The sequence below is a fragment of the Nocardia sp. XZ_19_231 genome, from assembly GCF_015355705.1.
GTDB classification, from domain to species: Bacteria; Actinomycetota; Actinomycetes; order Mycobacteriales; family Mycobacteriaceae; genus Nocardia; species Nocardia salmonicida.
On sequence record NZ_JACUZI010000003.1, the window covers coordinates 828353 to 846290 of the forward strand.

Consider the following 17938-nt stretch of genomic DNA (forward strand, 5'->3'; position numbering starts at 1 on the left):
GCGAAGTGAGATCGCCTGGGCCGCTGGACTTCCCCGGCCTCGAACCGCGGCTATTTTACCCGCGACACGCCGTGCGCGCCAACCTGCAGGACGGCCGGTCAGCAGCTGTTTTCCGGCCTGTAACGCAAATGAGCCCCGACCGTAGGGTCGGGGCTCATTCAGGCCGTAAAAGTCGCTCAGCTGTTGACCTGGCCGTGCGGAACGGTCTTGAACGTTTCGGTGGGCTGGTCGCTGCCGCCGTAGGCCGCCATCACCTGAGTGTCATCGGAGGAATCCAGCGACTCGCGGATCGCCACCTGCGCCGCGTGCGGCAGGGTGTGGATGATCTCGCGCACGCGCGCCTGCCGACGGAACACGGCCTGGCGGGCGGGCATACCGGGCTCGGCCTTCATCTGCGGGATGATGCCGTCGATCTCCTCGGCGCCACCGTGGTGGTGACCGGCGTCGACGAGCGCCTGCTCGCGCGCCATCTGTGCCTCGTCCTTCTCCTCCGACATGCCGATCGGACCGATCATGCGGCCGTTGAGGAACTGCTTGACCACCGGCTCCTCGCTGGTGAGCAGCACCTCGCGGGGGCCGAACATCACCAGGTTGCGGCGGAAGAGCATGCCGATGTTGTCCGGCACGGTACGGGCCAGGTTGATGTTGTGGGTCACGATCAGGATCGTGGCGTCGATCTGCGCGTTGATGTTGAGCAGCAGCTGCGCCAGGTACGAGGTACGCACCGGGTCAAGACCCGAGTCGGGCTCGTCGACGAGGATGATCTGCGGGTCGAGGACCAGCGCGCGGGCCAGACCGGCGCGCTTGCGCATACCACCGGAGATCTCACCGGGGAGCTTGCCCTCGGCGCCGAGCAGACCGGTCAGCTCGAGCTTCTCCATGACGACACGGCGGATCTCGGATTCCGACTTCTTCGTGTGCTCACGAAGCGGGAAGGCGATGTTGTCGTACAAATTCATCGAGCCGAACAGCGCGCCGTCCTGGAAAAGGACGCCGAACAGTTTACGGATCTCGTAGAGCTCCTTGTTGGAGCAGGTCATGATATCGGTGCCATCGATGAAGATGGACCCGCGCTCGGGTCGCAGCAGACCGATGAGCGACTTCAGGAACACCGACTTACCCGTACCTGAAGGTCCGAGCAACGCACTGACCTCACCCGAAGGGAGCGTGATCGACACGTCCTGCCAAATTCGCTGTGAACCGAAGGATTTGGTTACACCCTCGGTCCTGACCTCGACGCCCACTGCTACCTCCATTGATCCCTGCGAGCACCCCACCGGCGTTCCCGCGCGCTCACATCACGGCGGTGCGCTACGACTCTGTGGGTCCGGTCACTGTAACCCATCAGTGAGACGGGGCACACCCCTACATGACTGCAGAGTAACCTGGCGCGGCTCCTACGACCCGGATCACTTTCGCATGTCCGGACAAATAGCAAACGGGCGGCCCGCGAAGGACCGCCCGTTCACAACAGCACTGGTTCCGAATTACTTGACGGAAACCTTGGCGCCGGCCTCTTCGAGCTTCGCCTTGGCGGCCTCGGCGGCATCCTTGGCGACCTTCTCCAGGATCGGCTTCGGGGCGCCCTCGACCAGGTCCTTGGCTTCCTTCAGGCCCAGGCCCGAGACGATCTCACGGACCACCTTGATGACCTGGATCTTCTTGTCGCCGGCACCCTCGAGGATGACGTCGAACTCGTCCTGCTCTTCGGCAGCCTCGGCCGGAGCAGCGCCACCGGCGGCCGCGACGGCGACGGGGGCAGCGGCGGTGACGTCGAAGGTCTCTTCGAAGACCTTGACGAACTCAGCGAGCTCGAGCAGGGTCAGCTCCTTGAAGGCGCCAATCAGTTCTTCGGTGCTCAGCTTTGCCATGGTGGTTCCTTTCGTGGTGTACCTCGCAGCGCATACGCACCCCGAGGCGGGTAATAGATGTCTTATTCGGCGTCAGCCGCGGGTGCTTCTTCGGCAGCAGGAGCGCCTTCGGCACTCGTGCGCTTCTCGAGCAGCGCCTGGGCGAGCCGGGCGACCTGCGAAGCGGGAGCGGCGAACAGGGCGGCAGCCTGCGAAGGCTTGGCCTTGAACGCACCGGCCAGCTTGGCCAGCAGCACCTCGCGCGAATCGAGGTCAGCGATGCGCTCGACCTCGGACACGGACAGCGCGCGGCCGTCCATGTATCCGCCCTTGATGACCAGGGACTTGTTGTCCTTGGCGAACTGCTTGAGCGCCTTGGCGGCATCGACCGGCTCACCCTGGATGAAGGTGATAGCGGTCGGGCCGACGAACAGCTCGTCGAGACCCGCCACACCGGCTTCGCCGGCAGCGATCTTGACCAGGGTGTTCTTGGCGACGGAGTACGTGGCGTCGGCGCCGAGCGCACGACGCAGCTCGGTGAGCTTGCCGACCGACAGGCCACGGTATTCCGTGACAACAGTGGCCGTGGAGTTCTTGAACTGCTCCGCGATCTCCGCGACAGCGGTGACCTTTTCAGGTTTCGCCATACTTCGCCTCCTCTCTGATGTCGGTTTCGTTGGTGCACTACCGAATCAGGGGCCGGCGACAAAACGAACGCCCCGGACGCAAGGCGTACCGGGGCGCAAAATAACTTCGGCCTCAGCTCTCCCTGCGTGGGTCGCCGGCAATGTCGCCGGACCTTCGATCGACACCGTGAAATTCGGCGTCAACGACCAACGGTCTTCGGTAGAACGAATGGGTGTGGTCTTCGAGGATGTATGCACATCCCGCATGACCGTTGACCACTGTACCTGCACCTACCCCTATCTGCCAAAACGGGTCGAAAACCCTCCACTCGGGCCGAATTTATGTGCCCCAGATCACATTTGGTGGTCGAATGTGGCCGGAATCCCAGGGGAAAGGTGTTACGCACGGTGACAGTAACCTGGTTCACTCCAATGCTATGGCAACCTCCATAGTCGCTCCACCAGTGCTGCTGGGCCGACGCCCGCAGCGATTCATCGCGCTAGCCGTCATCTGCCTGGCAGAACTGCTGGTCGTACTCGACAACACCATCGTCAACGTGGCGCTGCCGTCCATCGGCGTCCAACTCGCCACCGGCGTCTCCGGTCTGCAATGGATCGTCGACGCCTACACCCTGACCTTCGCCGGACTACTACTCGCCGCGGGCAACCTCGGCGACCGCTACGGGCGCCGTCGCATCATGATCGTCGGCCTCGTCGGCATCGCGGTGATGTCGGTCGGCGGCGCGCTCGCCGATTCGATGACCCAGGTCATCGCCGCCCGCGCCGCGATGGGCATCTTCGCCGCGGCCGTCTTCCCCGCCACCCTCGCCCTGATCATCAACATCTTCACCGACCGGCGCGAACGCGCACTCGCCATCGCGGCCTGGACAGCGATGGCGGGCTTCGCCATCGCGATCGGGCCCATCTCCGGCGGCTGGCTGCTCGAACACTTCAGCTGGCATTCGGTGTTCTGGATCAACGTGCCGGTGGCACTGATCGCCCTGATCGCGACCCTGATCTGGGTGCCGGAATCGCGCGCGGCGCAGGTCGGCAAGATCGACCTGGTCGGCATCGGCCTCTCGATCGCGGGCATCACGCTGGTGGTGTGGGCGATCATCGAGGCGCCGCACAACGGCTGGCTCTCCCTCACCACGCTCGGCACCGCCACCCTCGGCGCCACTATGCTCGCCGGCTTCGTCACGTGGGAATTGCGTACCGCCGCACCGATTCTCAACATGCGACTGTTCCGCAATCGCCGATTCTCGTTGCCCGCCTTGGCTATCGCGATCGGCTACTTCTCGATGTTCGGGTTCCTGTTCCTGATCACCCAGTATTTCCAGGGCGTGCGCGAATACACCCCACTCGAATTCGGTATCGCCTCACTGCCGTTCGCCTTCTCGGTCGCGATCGGCGCACCGGTCGCGACGCTGCTCGCGCAACGGGTCGGCACCACCGCGGTACTGGTGATCGGCCTGCTGCTCATCGGCGCGGGTCTCTACCTGGGCGGACAGGTGACCGTCGACAGTAGCTACCTGATCGGCGTGCTGCCCTCGATGGTGTTGATGGCGTTGGGTCTCGGCATCGTGCAGGGACCGGCCACCGAATCGATCATGTCCTCGCTGCCACTGGACGAGGCGGGCGCGGGCTCGGCCGTCAACGACACGACCCGCGAGATCGGCGGCACCCTCGGCGTCGCGGTGCTCGGGTCGATCGTAGCCTCGTACTACACCAGCCGGATCGGCGCCCGAATCGACGCGATCCCGATGGGCATCATGAACGACAACGAGAAGAGCCTGGTCAAGGCCAGTCCACTCAGCGTGCTGGAACTGCGTAAACGCGAGCTCGCGCCGTTCTTCGAGACTCAACGCGAGAACTTGATCGTCGCCATGAAGGCCGCGACGCTGCAGGGCGCACATGCGGCCTCGCTGGTCGCCACCGGCGCGGTGCTGGTGTGCGCGGTGATCGTGGCCGTCTTCCTGCCGTGGAAGCCGCAGAGCGGTGAATCGGTGCTGCTCGGCTGGCGGGACAAGACTCCCGAACAGTCCTGACAACGCCGCGAGGGTGGGAACGCAGTGCGTTCCCACCCTCGTGGTTGCTCTAGGAGCTAGCGGTCAGCCGAAGCTCACGCATCCTCGTCGAGGAGGTTGCGGGTGCGGTTCGGGTCCACCGGGATGCCCGGTCCGGTGTTCGTCGAAACCGTGATCTTCTTGACGTAGCGACCCTTGGCGGTCGACGGCTTCACACGCAGGATCTCGTCCAGCGCGGCGCCGTAGTTCTCCACCAGCTTGGAGTCGTCGAACGACGCCTTGCCGATGACGAAGTGCAGGTTGGCCTGCTTGTCGACGCGGAAGTTGATCTTGCCGCCCTTGATCTCGTTGACGGCCTTGGTCACATCGTTGGTGACGGTGCCCGTCTTCGGGTTCGGCATCAGACCACGCGGGCCGAGGACACGCGCGATGCGGCCGACCTTGGCCATCTGATCCGGGGTGGCGATCGCGGCGTCGAAGTCGAGCCAGCCGCCCTGGATCCGCTCGATCAGGTCCTCGGCGCCCACGGCGTCGGCGCCTGCGGCCTCGGCCTCGGAAGCCTTCTCGCCCGCGGCGAACACGATGACGCGGGCAGTCTTACCGGTGCCGTGCGGCAGGTTGACGGTGCCACGGACCATCTGGTCGGCCTTGCGGGGATCCACGCCGAGACGGACGGCGACCTCGACGGTCGCGTCGGTCTTGGTGGTCGCGGTCTCCTTTGCCAGGCGCGTGGCGGCCAGCGGGGAGTACAGGGCGTCGCGATCGACCTTCTCAGCAGCGGCGAGGTACGCCTTGCTTCGTTTTGCCATGATTTTCTGTCCTTAGTGTTTCGAGTTCAGATGTGGTTGTCGGGCCTGGCCGGCCCTCCCACATGGAGCGAGATTCGCTCAGCCTTCGACGGTGATACCCATCGAACGCGCGGTACCGGCGATGATCTTCGCGGCCTGATCGATGTCAGTGGCGTTGAGATCCTCGGCCTTGGTCTTGGCGATCTCCCGGACCTGGTCCATGGTGACCTTGGCGACCTTGGTCTTGTGCGGCTCAGCGGAGCCCTTCTGCACACCGGCGGCCTTGAGCAGCAGACGAGCGGCAGGCGGGGTCTTCAGCTTGAAGTCGAACGACCGGTCCTCGTACACCGAGATCTCGACCGGAATGACGTTGCCACGCTGCGACTCGGTCGCGGCGTTGTACGCCTTGCAGAACTCCATGATGTTGACGCCGTGCTGACCGAGCGCGGGGCCGACCGGCGGTGCCGGGTTGGCTGCGCCGGCCTGGATCTGCAGCTTGATGATCCCGGCGAGCTTCTTCTTCTTGGGGGGCATCTTTCTTCCTTGGCTTTCTGGGGTTCGGTTCCTTACGGTTGCCGTAAGCCTCGTATCCGCGCACGACTAGGCCCCGACAGGTACTGCGGGGAAGTCAGAACACGAACCATCACACTCTACTCGACTTGACTCGCGACCCAGCAATCGGGTGGCGACCAGCACAAACGCGAAACGGCACCGCCGGTGAGCGGTGCCGTTTGCGAAAGCGGTGAAAACTCAGATCTTGGAAACCTGGGTGAAGTTCAGCTCGACCGGGGTCTCGCGACCGAAGATCGACACCAGCACCTTCAGCTTCTGCTGCTCGGCGTTGACCTCGGAGATCGACGCGGGCAGCGTCGCGAACGGGCCGTCCATGACGGTGACCGACTCGCCGACCTCGAAGTCGACCTCGATGGTGGGCTTGCCCGAAGCCGAGCTACCGGCATCCGAACCACCGGCGGCGGCCGCGGCGGCCTTCTTCTGCGCCTGCGCACCGGCCGGGACCAGGAACTTCACGACCTCGTTGATGGTCAGCGGGGTCGGCTTGGCGCCGGGGCCACCGCCGGTCATGCCGACGAAACCGGTGACGCCGGGGGTGTTGCGGACCGCGCCCCACGACTCGTTGTTCAGTTCCATCCGGACCAGGATGTAGCCCGGCAGCACCTTGCGGTTGACGTTCTTCTTCTGGCCGTTCTTGATCTCGGTGACCTCTTCGGTCGGAACCTCGACCTGGAAGATGTAGTCCTCGAGGCCGAGGTTCTGCACACGGGTCTCGAGGTTGGTCTTGACCTTGTTCTCGTAGCCCGCGTAGGAGTGCACGACGTACCAGTCGCCGGGCACGCGGCGCAGCTTGGTCTTCATCGACTCGATCGGGTCGGCCTCGGGGTCGTCCTCGGTGGCGACTTCGTCGATCACGGCTTCGTCGACGACAGCCTCTTCGGCAGCGGCTTCGTCGGTATCGGCGAGCTCGGCGGCCTCGACCTCGTCGGTGGCGGTTTCCGCCACGACAGTGTCGTCAACCGGGAACTCGTCGTTGGTGTCGTTCTCCGGGGTGCTCACTGAGGCACTCGCTTCCTGTGTCGTCACGTACATCCTGATGGACCGGGCCAGCTGCGCGTCGGTGAGCGCACTACGTCGTTCGGGCCCGGGATCGGCGGCCGGCGCGGGTGTCGGCGATCAGCCGAACAGCCAGTCGACACTCTTGATGAACGCGATGTCGATCCCGTAGATGAACGCGACCATGAAGACCACGAACACCAGAACGACGGCCGTATAGGTGACCATCTGCTTCCGGTTGGGCCAGATAACCTTGCGCAGTTCCGCGATGACCTCTCGCAGGAACTTGAGCAGCCGCTTGAACGGGTTGCCCGTGCCGGCAGACTTGTCTGCCTTACGCGAAGCCGACGGCCGATCGAGCGTGGCCACCGATCCGTTGTCTGCCGGAGCATCCGACGCGCGCACACGACGAGCAGACCGCTTGCCACTCGGTCGAGTGGCAGCGGCGGTGTCCTCGCCGTCTTCGCCGCGAGTATCCCGCTCGTCGCTCACGTCGATCCTCTCTCGTCGCTGGCATTCAGGGCAGGGGCGACAGGACTTGAACCTGCAACCTGCGGTTTTGGAGACCGCTGCTCTGCCAATTGAGCTACGCCCCTTCGGTTGGACCAGCCTGAGCTGTAGTGCCCAACCACATTCGATATTCGGTTGTCCCCAGTGTCACACAACACGCGCGCCGCTTCCATGAGGAGATAACCCCTCGGGAAGATCAGCGCGCAGCACCTCATGACCCCAGAGACCCGACTATACGTCACCGCGCGCGGTTATCGCCAATCCGGGACACTCGACCAGGTCAGGACAGCTGAACGGTTGCCGTGGCGCGACCGAAGATCTTTTTGCCCGCCGACTTCGCCGTGATGGCGACCACGGCGGTGCGGGTCTGCGGGTCGACCGATTTCACCTTGCCGGTGTATTCGACCTCGGCCGGGACGTCGGAACCGACGTAGACCGGGCTCGTGAAGCGGACGTTGTATTCCTTCACCGCACCGGGATCGCCCAGCCACGAGGTGACGAAACCGCCGCCGAGACCCATCGTGAGCATCCCGTGCGCGACCACGTTGTCCAGGCCGACGAGCTTCACGACCTCGTCGCTCCAGTGGATCGGGTTGGCGTCGCCGGACACGCCGGCGTAGTTGACGAGGTCGCCACGGGTGAGTCGGGCCACGCGCGCCGGCAGCTCGTCACCGACCGACACGCTGTCGAAGGACAGGGCGTGCACGCTGACCGTCGGCTCCGGCTGCTTGGTGATCGGGTCGAGGGTGCTCCCGACGGAAATCTCGGACGGTGCATGGTGGGCGGGTTCCTCTTCGCCGAGGCCGTGCATGAGCACGTTGCGCACCGCGTCCGACATCCGTGGGTCGATGTCACCGCCGCTGCGGCCGATCAGAGTGGTGTAAGTGGTGAGCACCAACTCGTCGTCCTGGGCGGTGACGATGTTCTTGGTCACGATGATGTCGCCGCCGAAAGCCTGGCGGAAAGAATGCAGATACACATCACAGGTCAACTGGTCGCCGACCCGGATCGGGCGGTGGAACTCCAGGATCTGGTCGGTCTGCATGATCTGACTCAGGTCGTACCCGGTCACGATCTGTTCGAACAGTTTGCGCTGGGCGAGGATGCCGACCAGGGAGATGAAGGTGAGCGGGGCGACCAGGCCCTGGTGGCCGTACTCGCGCGCGATGTCCTCTTCCCAGTGCACCGGGTGGTAGTCCTGCACCGCGCGGGCGTATTCGCGCACCTTCTCGCGGCCGACCTCGTAGTAGTCGTCGACGCGATAGTGGTGGCCGACCATCGACGCCGCGTGGGCGGCGGGGTCGAATTCGGCGGCTGCGGCAGGGACCGCTTCGGGAGTTCCGGTGTTCACTGTCACAACGTGGACCTTACTCACCTGTAAGACAGCACCGAAGTCGACCGGTGTAAAACGTGACCTGTCCGAGTAGTGTATCGGCCCCGAACTTCGCATGAACTTACCGGGAAAAGCACAAAGGCCGGACTCTCGTCCGGCCTTTGGCAGATGCTGTTGAAAACTAGCGCGACTCGCGGTGCGCCCGGTGGGTTCCGCAGTTCGGGCAGAACTTCTTGAGCTCGAGGCGATCCGGGTCGTTACGCCGGTTCTTCTTGGTGATGTAGTTGCGGTGCTTGCACTCGTCGCAGGCCAAGGTGATCTTTGGCCGGACATCGGTGGACTTCGCGGCCACGATTTGCCTTCTTTCCGGTCTGGGCTGAGTTGAAATTGGTAGCGATGGCCGGACTTGAACCGGCGACACAACGATTATGAGTCGTTTGCTCTACCAACTGAGCTACACCGCCACGGCGGACTAATATCCCGATGATGCCGCGGTTAGCCGCTCACCACCGGCAATCCGGCGAGCCCCCTAACGGAATCGAACCGTTGACCTTTTCCTTACCATGGAAACGCTCTACCGACTGAGCTAAGGGGGCATGACAACGTGGCACAGAGTCTGTATCGGCAAGCCGATCAGCGTGACCCCGTGCTCCGGCGTCCTGAACGAGATTACACACTCGCACCCGACACCACCAAATCGGCAGCTCAAGGCCCGTTTTCACGGCATCGGAACCGGTCCGGCACGAGGTACCTATCGAGGCTACCTCGACTGCGCGCTGGGGCGACCCCTAGAACCAAAGAACCCCGCCGATCTTCATGATCGACGGGGTTCGAGGTGGCAGATGTAGGATTCGAACCTACGTAGGCATAAGCCGACGGATTTACAGTCCGCTCCCATTGGCCGCTCGGGCAATCTGCCGTGTGCGCCGTTTCCGGTGCGCTGAGCAGCTTACAACGTACCCACCCGGACTATCAAAACGCCTGCACAGACCCCCTGCGAGCACAGGTTGGCCGCCTATGCGGGTACAACTGTCTCGGTGGCCGGTAGAACCCCGGCCGGAGTTCGCCGGACCTTCACAGGACAGGAGCGCAGTGTGGCTGATTCGTCATTCGACGTCGTGAGCAAGGTCGATCGCCAGGAGGTCGACAACGCTCTGCATCAGGCGGAGAAGGAGCTGAACTCGCGCTATGACTTCAAAGGCACCGATGCGTCCATCGCGTGGTCGGGCGAGGAAGCCATCGTGCTGACCGCCAATGCCGAGGAGCGGGTGCAGGCGGCGCTCGACGTCTTCAAGGAGAAGCTGATCCGTCGCGATATCTCGCTCAAGGCGTTCGACGCCGGCGAGGCGCAGCCCTCGGGCAAGGTGTTCAAGATCACCGGCACCCTGGTGCAGGGCATCGACACCGAGAAGGCCAAGAAGATCTCGAAGAAGATCCGCGACGAGGGCCCCAAGGGCGTGAAAGCGCAGATCCAAGGCGAGGAGCTGCGGGTGAGCAGCAAGAAGCGTGACGATCTGCAGGAAGTGATCTCGCTGCTCAAGGGCGAGGATTTCGGCATCGCCCTGCAGTTCGTCAACTACCGATAACTCAGCGGCTGGTGCCGCGGGTTCGCGGCCCCCGTGTGCCTCGCGGTCGAGGACCGATACTGCGCCTGCGGCGTTCCGTCTCGGCCCTCGACCGCGAGGCGGGCCGCGAACCGTGGCGGTCAGTGCTGATGTGTATCGCCCCTGGCCAGGTCTTCGAGGCGCTTGATTCGTTCGTCCATCGGGGGGTGGGTGGAGTACCAGCGGGCGACGCGGTCGCCCGTGCGGAACGGGTTGGCGATCATCAAGTGCGATTCGCTGGTGATCTTCGGGTCCGGCGGAAGCGGGGCCGCCTGCACACCGCGTTCGATCTTGCGCAGGGCCGAGGCCAGGGCCAGCGGGTCGCCGGTGAGTTCGGCCCCGGACTGATCGGCCTGGTACTCCCGCGATCGCGAGACCGCCATCCTGATCAGGCCCGCCGCGATCGGGCCGAGCAACGAGACCAGCAGCACAGCGATGATGTTCGGGCCGTTTCCGTCTCTGCTGCCGAACGAGCTCGCGAAGAACGCCATGTTCGCCAAGCCGGTGATGACCGAGGCCATCGCGCCCGCCACCGACGAGATCAGGATGTCGCGGTTGTAGACGTGAGACAGCTCGTGCCCGAGCACCGCCCGCAGTTCCCGTCCATCGAGCAGTTGCAGAATGCCGCTGGTGCAGCAGACCGCGGCGTGCCGCGGATTGCGGCCGGTCGCGAACGCGTTGGGGGCGCTGGTCGGGCTGATGTAGAGCCGGGGCATCGGCTGGCGCGCCGTCGTGGCGAGTTCACGCACGATCCGGTACATGACCGGCGCCTCGAGTTCGCTCACCGGTTGCGCGTGCATCGCCTTCAACGCCAGCTTGTCGCTGTTGAAGTAGGCGTAGGCGTTCATGCCGACGGCCAACACGATCGAGATGATGAGGATCGTCGGGCTGCGGAACATCGCCCCGATGGCGACGATCAGCGCCGACATCCCAACCATCAAACCGAAGGTTTTGATCCCATTGGGCATGAATGAGCAACGCGAATCGCGGGCCGAAAGTTCCGGGTAGAAGGCGCGTCGATCTTCCGTCTCAGCCCACGCGTTCGATGGTGTAGCGGACCAGGCGGGTGAGGGCGTCGTTGGCGGGACCTGCCGGCAGGGCCGCGAGTTCGGTGTCGGCGAGGTCGGCGTATTCAGCGAGCTTTTCCTTCGCCAGCGCCATGCCGGGTGAGCGGCGCAGCAGTTCCAATGCCTCGTCGACCTCGGCATCGGTTTCCAGTGGGCGGGCCAGCAGGGTGCGCAGGCGGTCGCCGTCGGCGCTGTTCTCGCGCAGGGCGTAGAGCACCGGCAGGGTGTGCACGCCTTCGCGCAGGTCGGTGCCCGGCGTCTTGCCCGACTGCTCGGCCGAGGACGAGATGTCGATGATGTCGTCGGAGATCTGGAAGGCGGTGCCGACGGCGTCGCCGAGGCGGGCCAGGCGTTCGACATGCTCCAGGCCCGCACCGGAGAAAGTGCCGCCGAAGCGGCCCGCGGCGGCGATGAGCGAGCCGGTCTTCTCCCACACCACGCGCAGGTAGTGCTCGACGGGATCCTGGGTCTGCTTGGCGCCCATCGTTTCCCGCATCTGGCCGGTGACCAGCTCGGCGAAGGTCTCGGCGATGATGCGCACCGCGTCGGGGCCGAGGGTGGAAGTCAGGCGCGAGGCGTGGGCGAACAGGTAGTCGCCTGCCAGGATCGCGATGCTGTTACCCCACCGCGAGTTGACGCTCTCCGCACCGCGGCGCTGAGACGCCTCGTCCATGACGTCGTCGTGATAGAGCGTCGCGAGGTGCACCAGTTCCACGACCGTGCCCGCGGTGACCAGCGCCGGATCGGTGGGATTGGGGCCGAGCTGGCCGGTGAGCACGGTGAACAGCGGCCGGAACCGCTTGCCGCCTGCCCTGGCCAGGTGCAGGGCGGCTTCCTGCAGGAATTCCGCGCCGTCGGAGAGTTCGTCGACGAGCAGTTTCTCGACCGCGGCCAGTCCGTCGCGCACGATGAGGGCGAGTTCGGGATCGACAAGATCTACCCCGGCAACCACGGTGCTCTCGTCGCTCACAGCCGATGTGCTCATTATCTTCTCCCAGCGATGCGTCCGACCCCGACGGGTAGCAACCTAGCGTGTTCCGGCACTATGGCCGATGAACCCCGTCACACAGTGACATTTCCCGGTGTACCCGACACTCTCGCACAGCGGCCGACAGTGCCAGTATTGAGCCATGGGTTCACCGGATCTCACCCCTGTCGACCGCGCTCCCCTGCCTGCCACCGTCGAGGTACTGGTGGTCGGGGCAGGGCCCGCCGGTTCCGCGTCGGCGGCCTGGGCCGCGCGCGCCGGACGCGATGTACTGCTGCTCGATTCGGCGGTTTTCCCGCGCGACAAGACCTGCGGCGACGGGCTGACGCCGCGCGCCACCGCCGAACTGGAGCATCTGGGTCTGGGCGAATGGTTGCGCGCGCACACGGTGAACCACGGCCTGCGGATGGCGGGTTTCGGCAAGGAATCGCTGCTGCCGTGGCCGGGCGGGTCGTTCCCGACCTACGGAAGTGCCGTTCCACGAACCGAACTCGACGACAAGCTGCGCGAGACCGCGATCAAATCCGGTGCGCGGATGGTCGACGGCGCGAAGGTCACCGAGGTCCTGCGCGAAGGCGAACAGGTCACCGGGGTGACGGTGCGTATCGGCGAGAACACCCACACGGTGCGCTGCCGGGTGCTGGTGGTGGCCGACGGCGTGCGCTCCCCCATCGGAAAGCAGTTGGGCCGCACCTGGCATCGCCGCTACGCCTACGGCACGGCGGCCCGCGCCTACATCAAGTCCGGCCGTAGCGACGACCAGTGGATTTCCTCGCACCTGGAACTGCGCAACGCCGCCGACGAACTGGTTCCCGGCTACGGCTGGATCTTCCCGCTCGGCAACGGCGAGGTGAACATCGGCGTCGGCTCGCTGGCCACCGAGGCGCGGCCCTCGCACGTCGCGCTCAAGCCGCTGCTCGAGCACTACACCCGGCTACGCCGCGAGGAATGGGAACTCGAGGGCGAACTGCGCGCGGTGGCCTCGGCGCTGTTGCCGATGGGCGGTGCGGTCTCGAACGTGGCGGGCCCGAACTGGGTACTGGTCGGTGACGCCGCCGGCTGCGTGAACCCCCTCAACGGCGAAGGCATCGACTACGGCTTGGAAGGCGGGCACATGCTCGCCGACCTGCTCGACGAGGCCGATCTGAGCCGGGCGTGGCCGCAGTTGCTGCGTGACCACTACGGACGCACCTTCTCGGTGGCGCGCAGGCTCGCGGGCCTGGCCACCCAGCCGAGGATGGTCCCGCTCGGTGGGCCGCCGGTGATGCGCTCGAAGTATCTGCAGCGCACGGCGGTTCGCGTGATGGGCAATCTGGTGACCGACGAGGACCTCGACCTCACCGCCCGCGCCTGGCGTGCGGCGGGACGAGCGTCGCTTCGCGCCGACGAACTCCCGCCGTTCAGCTGATGACCGAGCGCGGGCGAGCGGAGCAGTCGTGAGCGGGGCTGCGCGTCGTCCGGTGCTCGCCCTGCTGCCGCACCTGCGCAAGGCTCGTGACCTGGTCGACCGGCAGTACGCAGAACCGCTCGACCTGGACGAACTCGCCTGCGCCGCGGGTGTTTCCAAGTTTCACTTCCTGCGCGCGTTCGCCGCTGTGTACGGGCGCACACCGGCGGTGTATCTGGCCGAGCGGCGGATCGAGCGGGCGCAGGATCTGTTGCGGTCGACCAACCTGACCGTCACCGAGGTGTGCATGCTGGTCGGCTATTCGAGCCTCGGCTCGTTCAGCGCCAAGTTCCGTCAGCTCGTCGGGGTCACGCCGAGCGAGTATCAGGCGAAATTCGCCGACGGGGCGCCGCACATTCCGGGCTGCTACGTCTTCATGCACGGGCTCTCCGACCGCGTCCGCCGCGACACCGCAATTTCGGAGAAGCCGGATGACATCGCGCGGCCATAGCCTGCAACCATGACAACGATCACGAACGTTTCCCTGGTCACCGTGTACGTCACCGATCAGGATGCCGCCAAGCAGTGGTACATCGACAAGCTCGGCTTCGTCGAATCCGCGGATGTGAGCATGGGCGACAACGGGTTCCGCTGGGTCACCATCGCCCACCCCGATCATCGCGAGCTCGAGGTGACGCTGATGGTGCCGGGGCCGCCGCTCACCGACGACCTCGCCGACGCGATCCGGCGGGCGCTGGCCGACGGCACCCACGGCGCCCTCGGGCTGCGCACCGCCGACTGTCAGAAGACCTACGAAGAACTCACGGCCAAAGGGGTCGAGTTCATCCAGCCCCCGTCCGAACGCCCGTACGGCACCGAGGCGATCATCCGCGACAACTCGGGCAACTGGCTGGTTCTGGTCGAGAATCGCGGCTGAGGCGAGGGTGCCGCTCGCCGGAGCGGCACCCGTCGCACCGGCTCAGAGCTTGGCGAACCAGCTCTCGATGAACTTGCGTTCGCTGTGCAGGACGCGCTGGTGCAACTGCTCGGCCAAGGGCTCGATGGCGCCGCCGACCAGGGGAACCTTGACCTTCACGGTGCCGACGACCTCGATTTCGCTGCCTTCGGCGGTGGGGCGCAGTTCGTAGGTGCCCGACATCTCGGTGCTGATGCCGCTGGTGTTGCCGGTGAAACTGCCCTTGGCGATCTCGCCGTGCAGCGGCTGCCAGTTGTCGGTGCGCACCAGCACGAGATCGCTCTTGAGCACCTTGCGCACGAGGGCGGGAACCTTGTCCTTACCTGGCGTTTCGGTCATATGGATGGTGATCGAGTCGGGGCCGTCGGGATGGGATAGTTCGATGGTCGCGGTCTCGGCGGCGGCGAAACGCGCCTGCCAGACAGCATCGTCGACAAGTGCCCGGTGAAGCTCTTCGACCGGGACGGTATAGGGCACGGTGAAGCTGAATTTGCGGGACATGCCGGAAATGCTAGGCGTATTCGCTGTGCCCGGCTGCGGCAGTCCGTGGTTCTCGGCCGCCTCGTTCCGGAGCGGCACCAGCCGCCGGGATGACAGCCGGTACTGTGTGGCGGGTGTCGGAAACCAGCCTGTCGCAGCGGCGGAACAAGCGCCTGCGACGGGTTCGGGCGTGGGTGGTCGGTGCGGCTGCCGTGATCAGCGTGCTGATGGTTTTGCTGGTACTCGCGGCCTGGCGCAACGATTTCGAGATCGAGCGCCATCGCGGCGTGACCTCCGGCGAAGTGCTCTCCGCGGGCCGGTTGCGCTCGGCGGTGACCTACGTGACGCCCGACAGCGTGACCCACAATCCGAAGGTCGGCATCCTGTATCCGACGAACCTGACCGCTGGTCAACGGATCAACGTGGAGTACAGCACGCGCGATCCCGACATGGTCCGGGTGGCCGGGCGCGATGCGCGGGTGGCGATCATCCCGGCGGCGTCGGTGATCTTCGTGGCGTGGGCGATGGCGCTTCCGGTGCTGTGGATCGTGCGCCGCAGGCAGCGCGAGTTGTAACTTCGCTTGCTGTTCGTCCCGGCTTCACGTCGGTGTGGGTGTGTCGCGCGGTGTGGCGGTCACCCTGAGAGAGTGCGCGTAGCCATCGTCTCGGAGTCTTTCCTGCCGAACATGAACGGCGTCGTCAACTCCGTGCTTCGGGTGTTGGACCACCTGGACCAGCACGGGCACGACGCGATGATCGTGGCGCCCGATACCCTGCGCGGCGCCCCACCGGCACCACGTTTTCACGGCCGCTTCCCGGTGCACCGCGTGCCCGCGATGATGGTGCCGAAGGTGAGTTCCCTGCCGGTGGGTCTGCCGCAACCGGGAATCACCGCGGCGATCGCCGATTTCGATCCCGATGTGGTGCACCTGGCCTCGCCGTTCCTGCTCGGCGCAGGCGGGCTCGCCGCGGCGACGCGGTTGGACCTGCCGACCGTCGCGGTGTATCAGACCGATGTGGCCGGGTTCGCCAAGAGCTACGGGCTCGGGTTGGCCGCGCGGGCCGCGTGGGCATGGACGCGCCGGATTCACGAGGGCGCTACCCGCACGCTGGCGCCGTCGTCGGCGGCCGCGCACGACCTCGCCGAGCACGGCATCCCGCGAGTGCATCGGTGGGGCCGTGGCGTGGATATCGCCCGCTTCAACCCGGCCGCGCGCAGTGCCGAGTTGCGGGCGAGCTGGCTGGGGTCGAGTGAGCGGCTCGTCGTGGGGTTCGTGGGCAGGCTCGCGCCGGAAAAGCACGTGGAGCGGCTGTCCGCGCTGGCCGGTGATCCGTCGATCCAGCTCGTCGTGGTGGGCGACGGACCGGAACGGGCACGACTGCGCAGGTTGATGCCGGACGCGGTGTTCACCGGCGAGCTGGGTGGCAGCGAGCTGGCGACGCACTACGCCAGCCTGGACGTGATGGTGCATCCCGGCGAGTACGAGACGTTCTGCCAGGGCGTGCAGGAAGCGCTGTCCGCTGGCGTGCCGGTGATCGGGCCCGACGCCGGTGGGCCACGTGACCTCATCTCCCCTTGCCGCAACGGATACCTGCTGCCGGTCGACCGGTTTACGGAATTGCTGCCGAGCGCGGTGTCCGCCCTGCGTGATGCCGGGCAGCGCGGGTTGTTCGCGGCGGCGGCCCGCAAGTCGGTGCTGCACCGCACCTGGCCCGCGGTCTGCACCGAGCTGATGGGCCACTACGCCGATGTCACCGGGACGCGCGAGCGATTGCCACGCTCGGCCTGAGTGGTGAAACCCACCCGCGCTATCGCGGCGAAAAAACTCTAAGCTCGGTTCGTGGCGACAACAGAGCAGCGAGAACCGATTCGGGCTTCGCTGGACAAGCAACCCCACGAGGTCGCGTCGATGTTCGACGGTGTGGCGAAGCGCTACGACCTCACCAACACGGTCATCTCCGGTGGCCAGGATCGGTACTGGCGGTGGGCGACGCGACGTGCTCTCGGGCTGCGGCCCGGCGAGCGGGTCCTCGACCTGGCCGCGGGCACGGGCGTCTCGACGGTGGAGCTCGGCAAGTCCGGCGCCTGGTGCGTGGCCGCCGACTTCTCCCAGGGCATGCTCTCGGCGGGTCGGTTCCGGCAGGTCCCGATGGTGGCGGGCGATGCGATGGCCCTGCCGTTCGCCGACGATTCGTTCGACGCGGTGACCATCTCGTTCGGGCTGCGCAATGTCGCCGACATCGACGTGGCGCTGCGCGAGATGCTGCGGGTGACCAAACCGGGCGGACGGGTGGTGGTCTGCGAGTTCTCCACGCCGGTGTTCGGGCCGTTCCGCACCGTGTACATGGAGTACCTGATGAGGGCGCTGCCTCGGGTGGCGCGCGCGGTGAGTTCCAACCCGGACGCGTACGTGTATTTGGCCGAGTCGATCCGCGCGTGGCCGAACCAGCGCAGGCTGGCCCGCCGGATCTCGGACGCCGGCTGGGACTCGGTGCAGTGGCGTGACCTCACCGGTGGCGTGGTGGCACTGCACCGCGGCTACAAATTGAGCTGAAACGCCCTCGACAACCGGGGTGAGTCCCGTCACCCCGGTTCGTGCGCGATTACCTGCCCGCTGCCCGGAATGCGCCCTGATCAGGGGTGATATCCGGGCCAGTTCCTCACAGTCGGGATTTTGACTTGTGAGGTCGATTGTCACCTGGACATAACGTTCGGTAAATCGAGCGCAACGA

Annotated in this window: 20 protein-coding genes and 4 tRNA genes; 8 read left to right on the top strand and 16 right to left on the bottom strand. The window is 65.7% G+C overall.

Annotated elements, in window-relative coordinates; translation table 11 throughout:
• Positions 1 to 176: 176 nt before the first annotated feature.
• The 3 genes from IBJ82_RS16885 to rplJ all read right to left on the bottom strand — a co-directional run bounded on the left by IBJ82_RS16885 (position 177) and on the right by rplJ (position 2497).
• Entirely contained in the window at positions 177 to 1256 is a 1080-nt protein-coding gene (locus IBJ82_RS16885; RefSeq protein WP_228537162.1) for an ABC transporter ATP-binding protein, read from the bottom strand.
• A gap of 231 nt (positions 1257 to 1487) precedes the next feature.
• Positions 1488 to 1871 carry a 50S ribosomal protein L7/L12 gene (rplL, locus tag IBJ82_RS16890; RefSeq protein ID WP_194826830.1) on the bottom strand — a complete coding sequence of 128 codons (384 nt, stop codon included), beginning with the start codon at positions 1869 to 1871 and terminating at the stop codon, positions 1488 to 1490.
• A gap of 62 nt (positions 1872 to 1933) precedes the next feature.
• Complete coding sequence (gene rplJ, locus IBJ82_RS16895) at positions 1934 to 2497, bottom strand: 50S ribosomal protein L10 (protein ID WP_062988862.1); 564 nt, start codon at positions 2495 to 2497, stop codon at positions 1934 to 1936.
• A gap of 416 nt (positions 2498 to 2913) precedes the next feature.
• On the opposite strand from rplJ, the gene IBJ82_RS16900 reads away from it, so the two are divergent.
• Positions 2914 to 4524 carry an MFS transporter gene (locus IBJ82_RS16900; protein WP_194826831.1) on the top strand — a complete coding sequence of 537 codons (1611 nt, stop codon included), beginning with the start codon at positions 2914 to 2916 and terminating at the stop codon, positions 4522 to 4524.
• Positions 4525 to 4598: 74 nt separating this feature from the next.
• Here IBJ82_RS16900 and rplA read toward each other — a convergent pair whose 3' ends face one another.
• From rplA to IBJ82_RS16950, 10 genes are all read right to left on the bottom strand, one after another.
• The gene (gene rplA, locus IBJ82_RS16905; protein WP_194826832.1) at positions 4599 to 5312 is read right to left on the bottom strand and encodes a 50S ribosomal protein L1; all 714 of its coding nucleotides are present in this window, start codon (positions 5310 to 5312) and stop codon (positions 4599 to 4601) included.
• Positions 5313 to 5390: 78 nt separating this feature from the next.
• A complete protein-coding gene (rplK, locus tag IBJ82_RS16910) occupies positions 5391 to 5825 on the bottom strand; it encodes a 50S ribosomal protein L11 (RefSeq protein WP_056814343.1) in 435 nt (144 codons plus the stop codon).
• A gap of 216 nt (positions 5826 to 6041) precedes the next feature.
• Positions 6042 to 6863, bottom strand: coding sequence for a transcription termination/antitermination protein NusG (gene nusG, locus IBJ82_RS16915; protein ID WP_194827198.1), 822 nt, complete (start codon positions 6861 to 6863; stop codon positions 6042 to 6044).
• A 117-nt stretch (positions 6864 to 6980) separates the two neighbouring features.
• Positions 6981 to 7352, bottom strand: a complete 372-nt coding sequence (gene secE / locus IBJ82_RS16920; RefSeq protein ID WP_194826833.1) for a preprotein translocase subunit SecE — start codon at positions 7350 to 7352, stop codon at positions 6981 to 6983.
• Positions 7353 to 7383: 31 nt separating this feature from the next.
• Positions 7384 to 7456, bottom strand: a tRNA-Trp gene (locus IBJ82_RS16925).
• Positions 7457 to 7650: 194 nt separating this feature from the next.
• Entirely contained in the window at positions 7651 to 8721 is a 1071-nt protein-coding gene (locus tag IBJ82_RS16930; protein WP_370585369.1) for a fused (3R)-hydroxyacyl-ACP dehydratase subunits HadA/HadB, read from the bottom strand.
• A 163-nt stretch (positions 8722 to 8884) separates the two neighbouring features.
• On the bottom strand, positions 8885 to 9055 hold the full coding sequence (gene rpmG / locus IBJ82_RS16935; RefSeq protein ID WP_056814348.1) for a 50S ribosomal protein L33: 171 nt from the start codon (positions 9053 to 9055) through the stop codon (positions 8885 to 8887).
• Positions 9056 to 9091: 36 nt separating this feature from the next.
• A tRNA-Met gene (locus IBJ82_RS16940) sits at positions 9092 to 9167 on the bottom strand.
• A 59-nt stretch (positions 9168 to 9226) separates the two neighbouring features.
• A tRNA-Thr gene (locus IBJ82_RS16945) sits at positions 9227 to 9299 on the bottom strand.
• A gap of 240 nt (positions 9300 to 9539) precedes the next feature.
• Positions 9540 to 9622, bottom strand: a tRNA-Tyr gene (locus IBJ82_RS16950).
• A 175-nt stretch (positions 9623 to 9797) separates the two neighbouring features.
• On the opposite strand from IBJ82_RS16950, the gene IBJ82_RS16955 reads away from it, so the two are divergent.
• Entirely contained in the window at positions 9798 to 10289 is a 492-nt protein-coding gene (locus IBJ82_RS16955; RefSeq protein ID WP_056814350.1) for a YajQ family cyclic di-GMP-binding protein, read from the top strand.
• 119 nt (positions 10290 to 10408) lie between these two features.
• On the opposite strand, the gene htpX is transcribed toward IBJ82_RS16955, so the two are convergent.
• Both htpX and IBJ82_RS16965 read right to left on the bottom strand, forming a co-directional pair.
• Positions 10409 to 11275, bottom strand: a complete 867-nt coding sequence (htpX, locus tag IBJ82_RS16960) for a zinc metalloprotease HtpX (RefSeq protein WP_194826835.1) — start codon at positions 11273 to 11275, stop codon at positions 10409 to 10411.
• A gap of 61 nt (positions 11276 to 11336) precedes the next feature.
• Positions 11337 to 12359, bottom strand: a complete 1023-nt coding sequence (locus IBJ82_RS16965) for a polyprenyl synthetase family protein (protein WP_228537163.1) — start codon at positions 12357 to 12359, stop codon at positions 11337 to 11339.
• 145 nt (positions 12360 to 12504) lie between these two features.
• Here IBJ82_RS16965 and IBJ82_RS16970 point away from each other — a divergent pair, with 145 nt between their 5' ends.
• From IBJ82_RS16970 to IBJ82_RS16980, 3 genes are read left to right on the top strand one after another with little or no spacing between them, the layout of a single operon-like run.
• Positions 12505 to 13770 carry a geranylgeranyl reductase family protein gene (locus IBJ82_RS16970; protein ID WP_194826836.1) on the top strand — a complete coding sequence of 422 codons (1266 nt, stop codon included), beginning with the start codon at positions 12505 to 12507 and terminating at the stop codon, positions 13768 to 13770.
• Between the two features lie 28 nt (positions 13771 to 13798).
• Positions 13799 to 14260: a helix-turn-helix transcriptional regulator gene (locus IBJ82_RS16975; RefSeq protein WP_370585343.1), complete on the top strand. Its 462-nt coding sequence runs from the start codon at positions 13799 to 13801 to the stop codon at positions 14258 to 14260.
• A 9-nt stretch (positions 14261 to 14269) separates the two neighbouring features.
• On the top strand, positions 14270 to 14686 hold the full coding sequence (locus tag IBJ82_RS16980) for a VOC family protein (protein ID WP_056814369.1): 417 nt from the start codon (positions 14270 to 14272) through the stop codon (positions 14684 to 14686).
• A gap of 42 nt (positions 14687 to 14728) precedes the next feature.
• Here IBJ82_RS16980 and IBJ82_RS16985 read toward each other — a convergent pair whose 3' ends face one another.
• Positions 14729 to 15226, bottom strand: coding sequence for a DUF2505 domain-containing protein (locus tag IBJ82_RS16985; protein ID WP_194826837.1), 498 nt, complete (start codon positions 15224 to 15226; stop codon positions 14729 to 14731).
• Positions 15227 to 15339: 113 nt separating this feature from the next.
• Between IBJ82_RS16985 and IBJ82_RS16990 the strand changes: the two genes are divergently transcribed.
• The 3 genes from IBJ82_RS16990 (at position 15340) to IBJ82_RS17000 (ending at position 17760) form a co-directional block, all read left to right on the top strand.
• A complete protein-coding gene (locus tag IBJ82_RS16990) occupies positions 15340 to 15780 on the top strand; it encodes a DUF3592 domain-containing protein (RefSeq protein WP_370585344.1) in 441 nt (146 codons plus the stop codon).
• Between the two features lie 72 nt (positions 15781 to 15852).
• Positions 15853 to 16995 (top strand): glycosyltransferase family 4 protein, encoded by a 1143-nt coding sequence (locus IBJ82_RS16995; protein WP_370585345.1) that lies wholly within the window; start codon positions 15853 to 15855, stop codon positions 16993 to 16995.
• Positions 16996 to 17046: 51 nt separating this feature from the next.
• The gene (locus IBJ82_RS17000; RefSeq protein ID WP_194826839.1) at positions 17047 to 17760 is read left to right on the top strand and encodes a demethylmenaquinone methyltransferase; all 714 of its coding nucleotides are present in this window, start codon (positions 17047 to 17049) and stop codon (positions 17758 to 17760) included.
• The last annotated feature ends 178 nt before the right edge of the window (positions 17761 to 17938 follow it).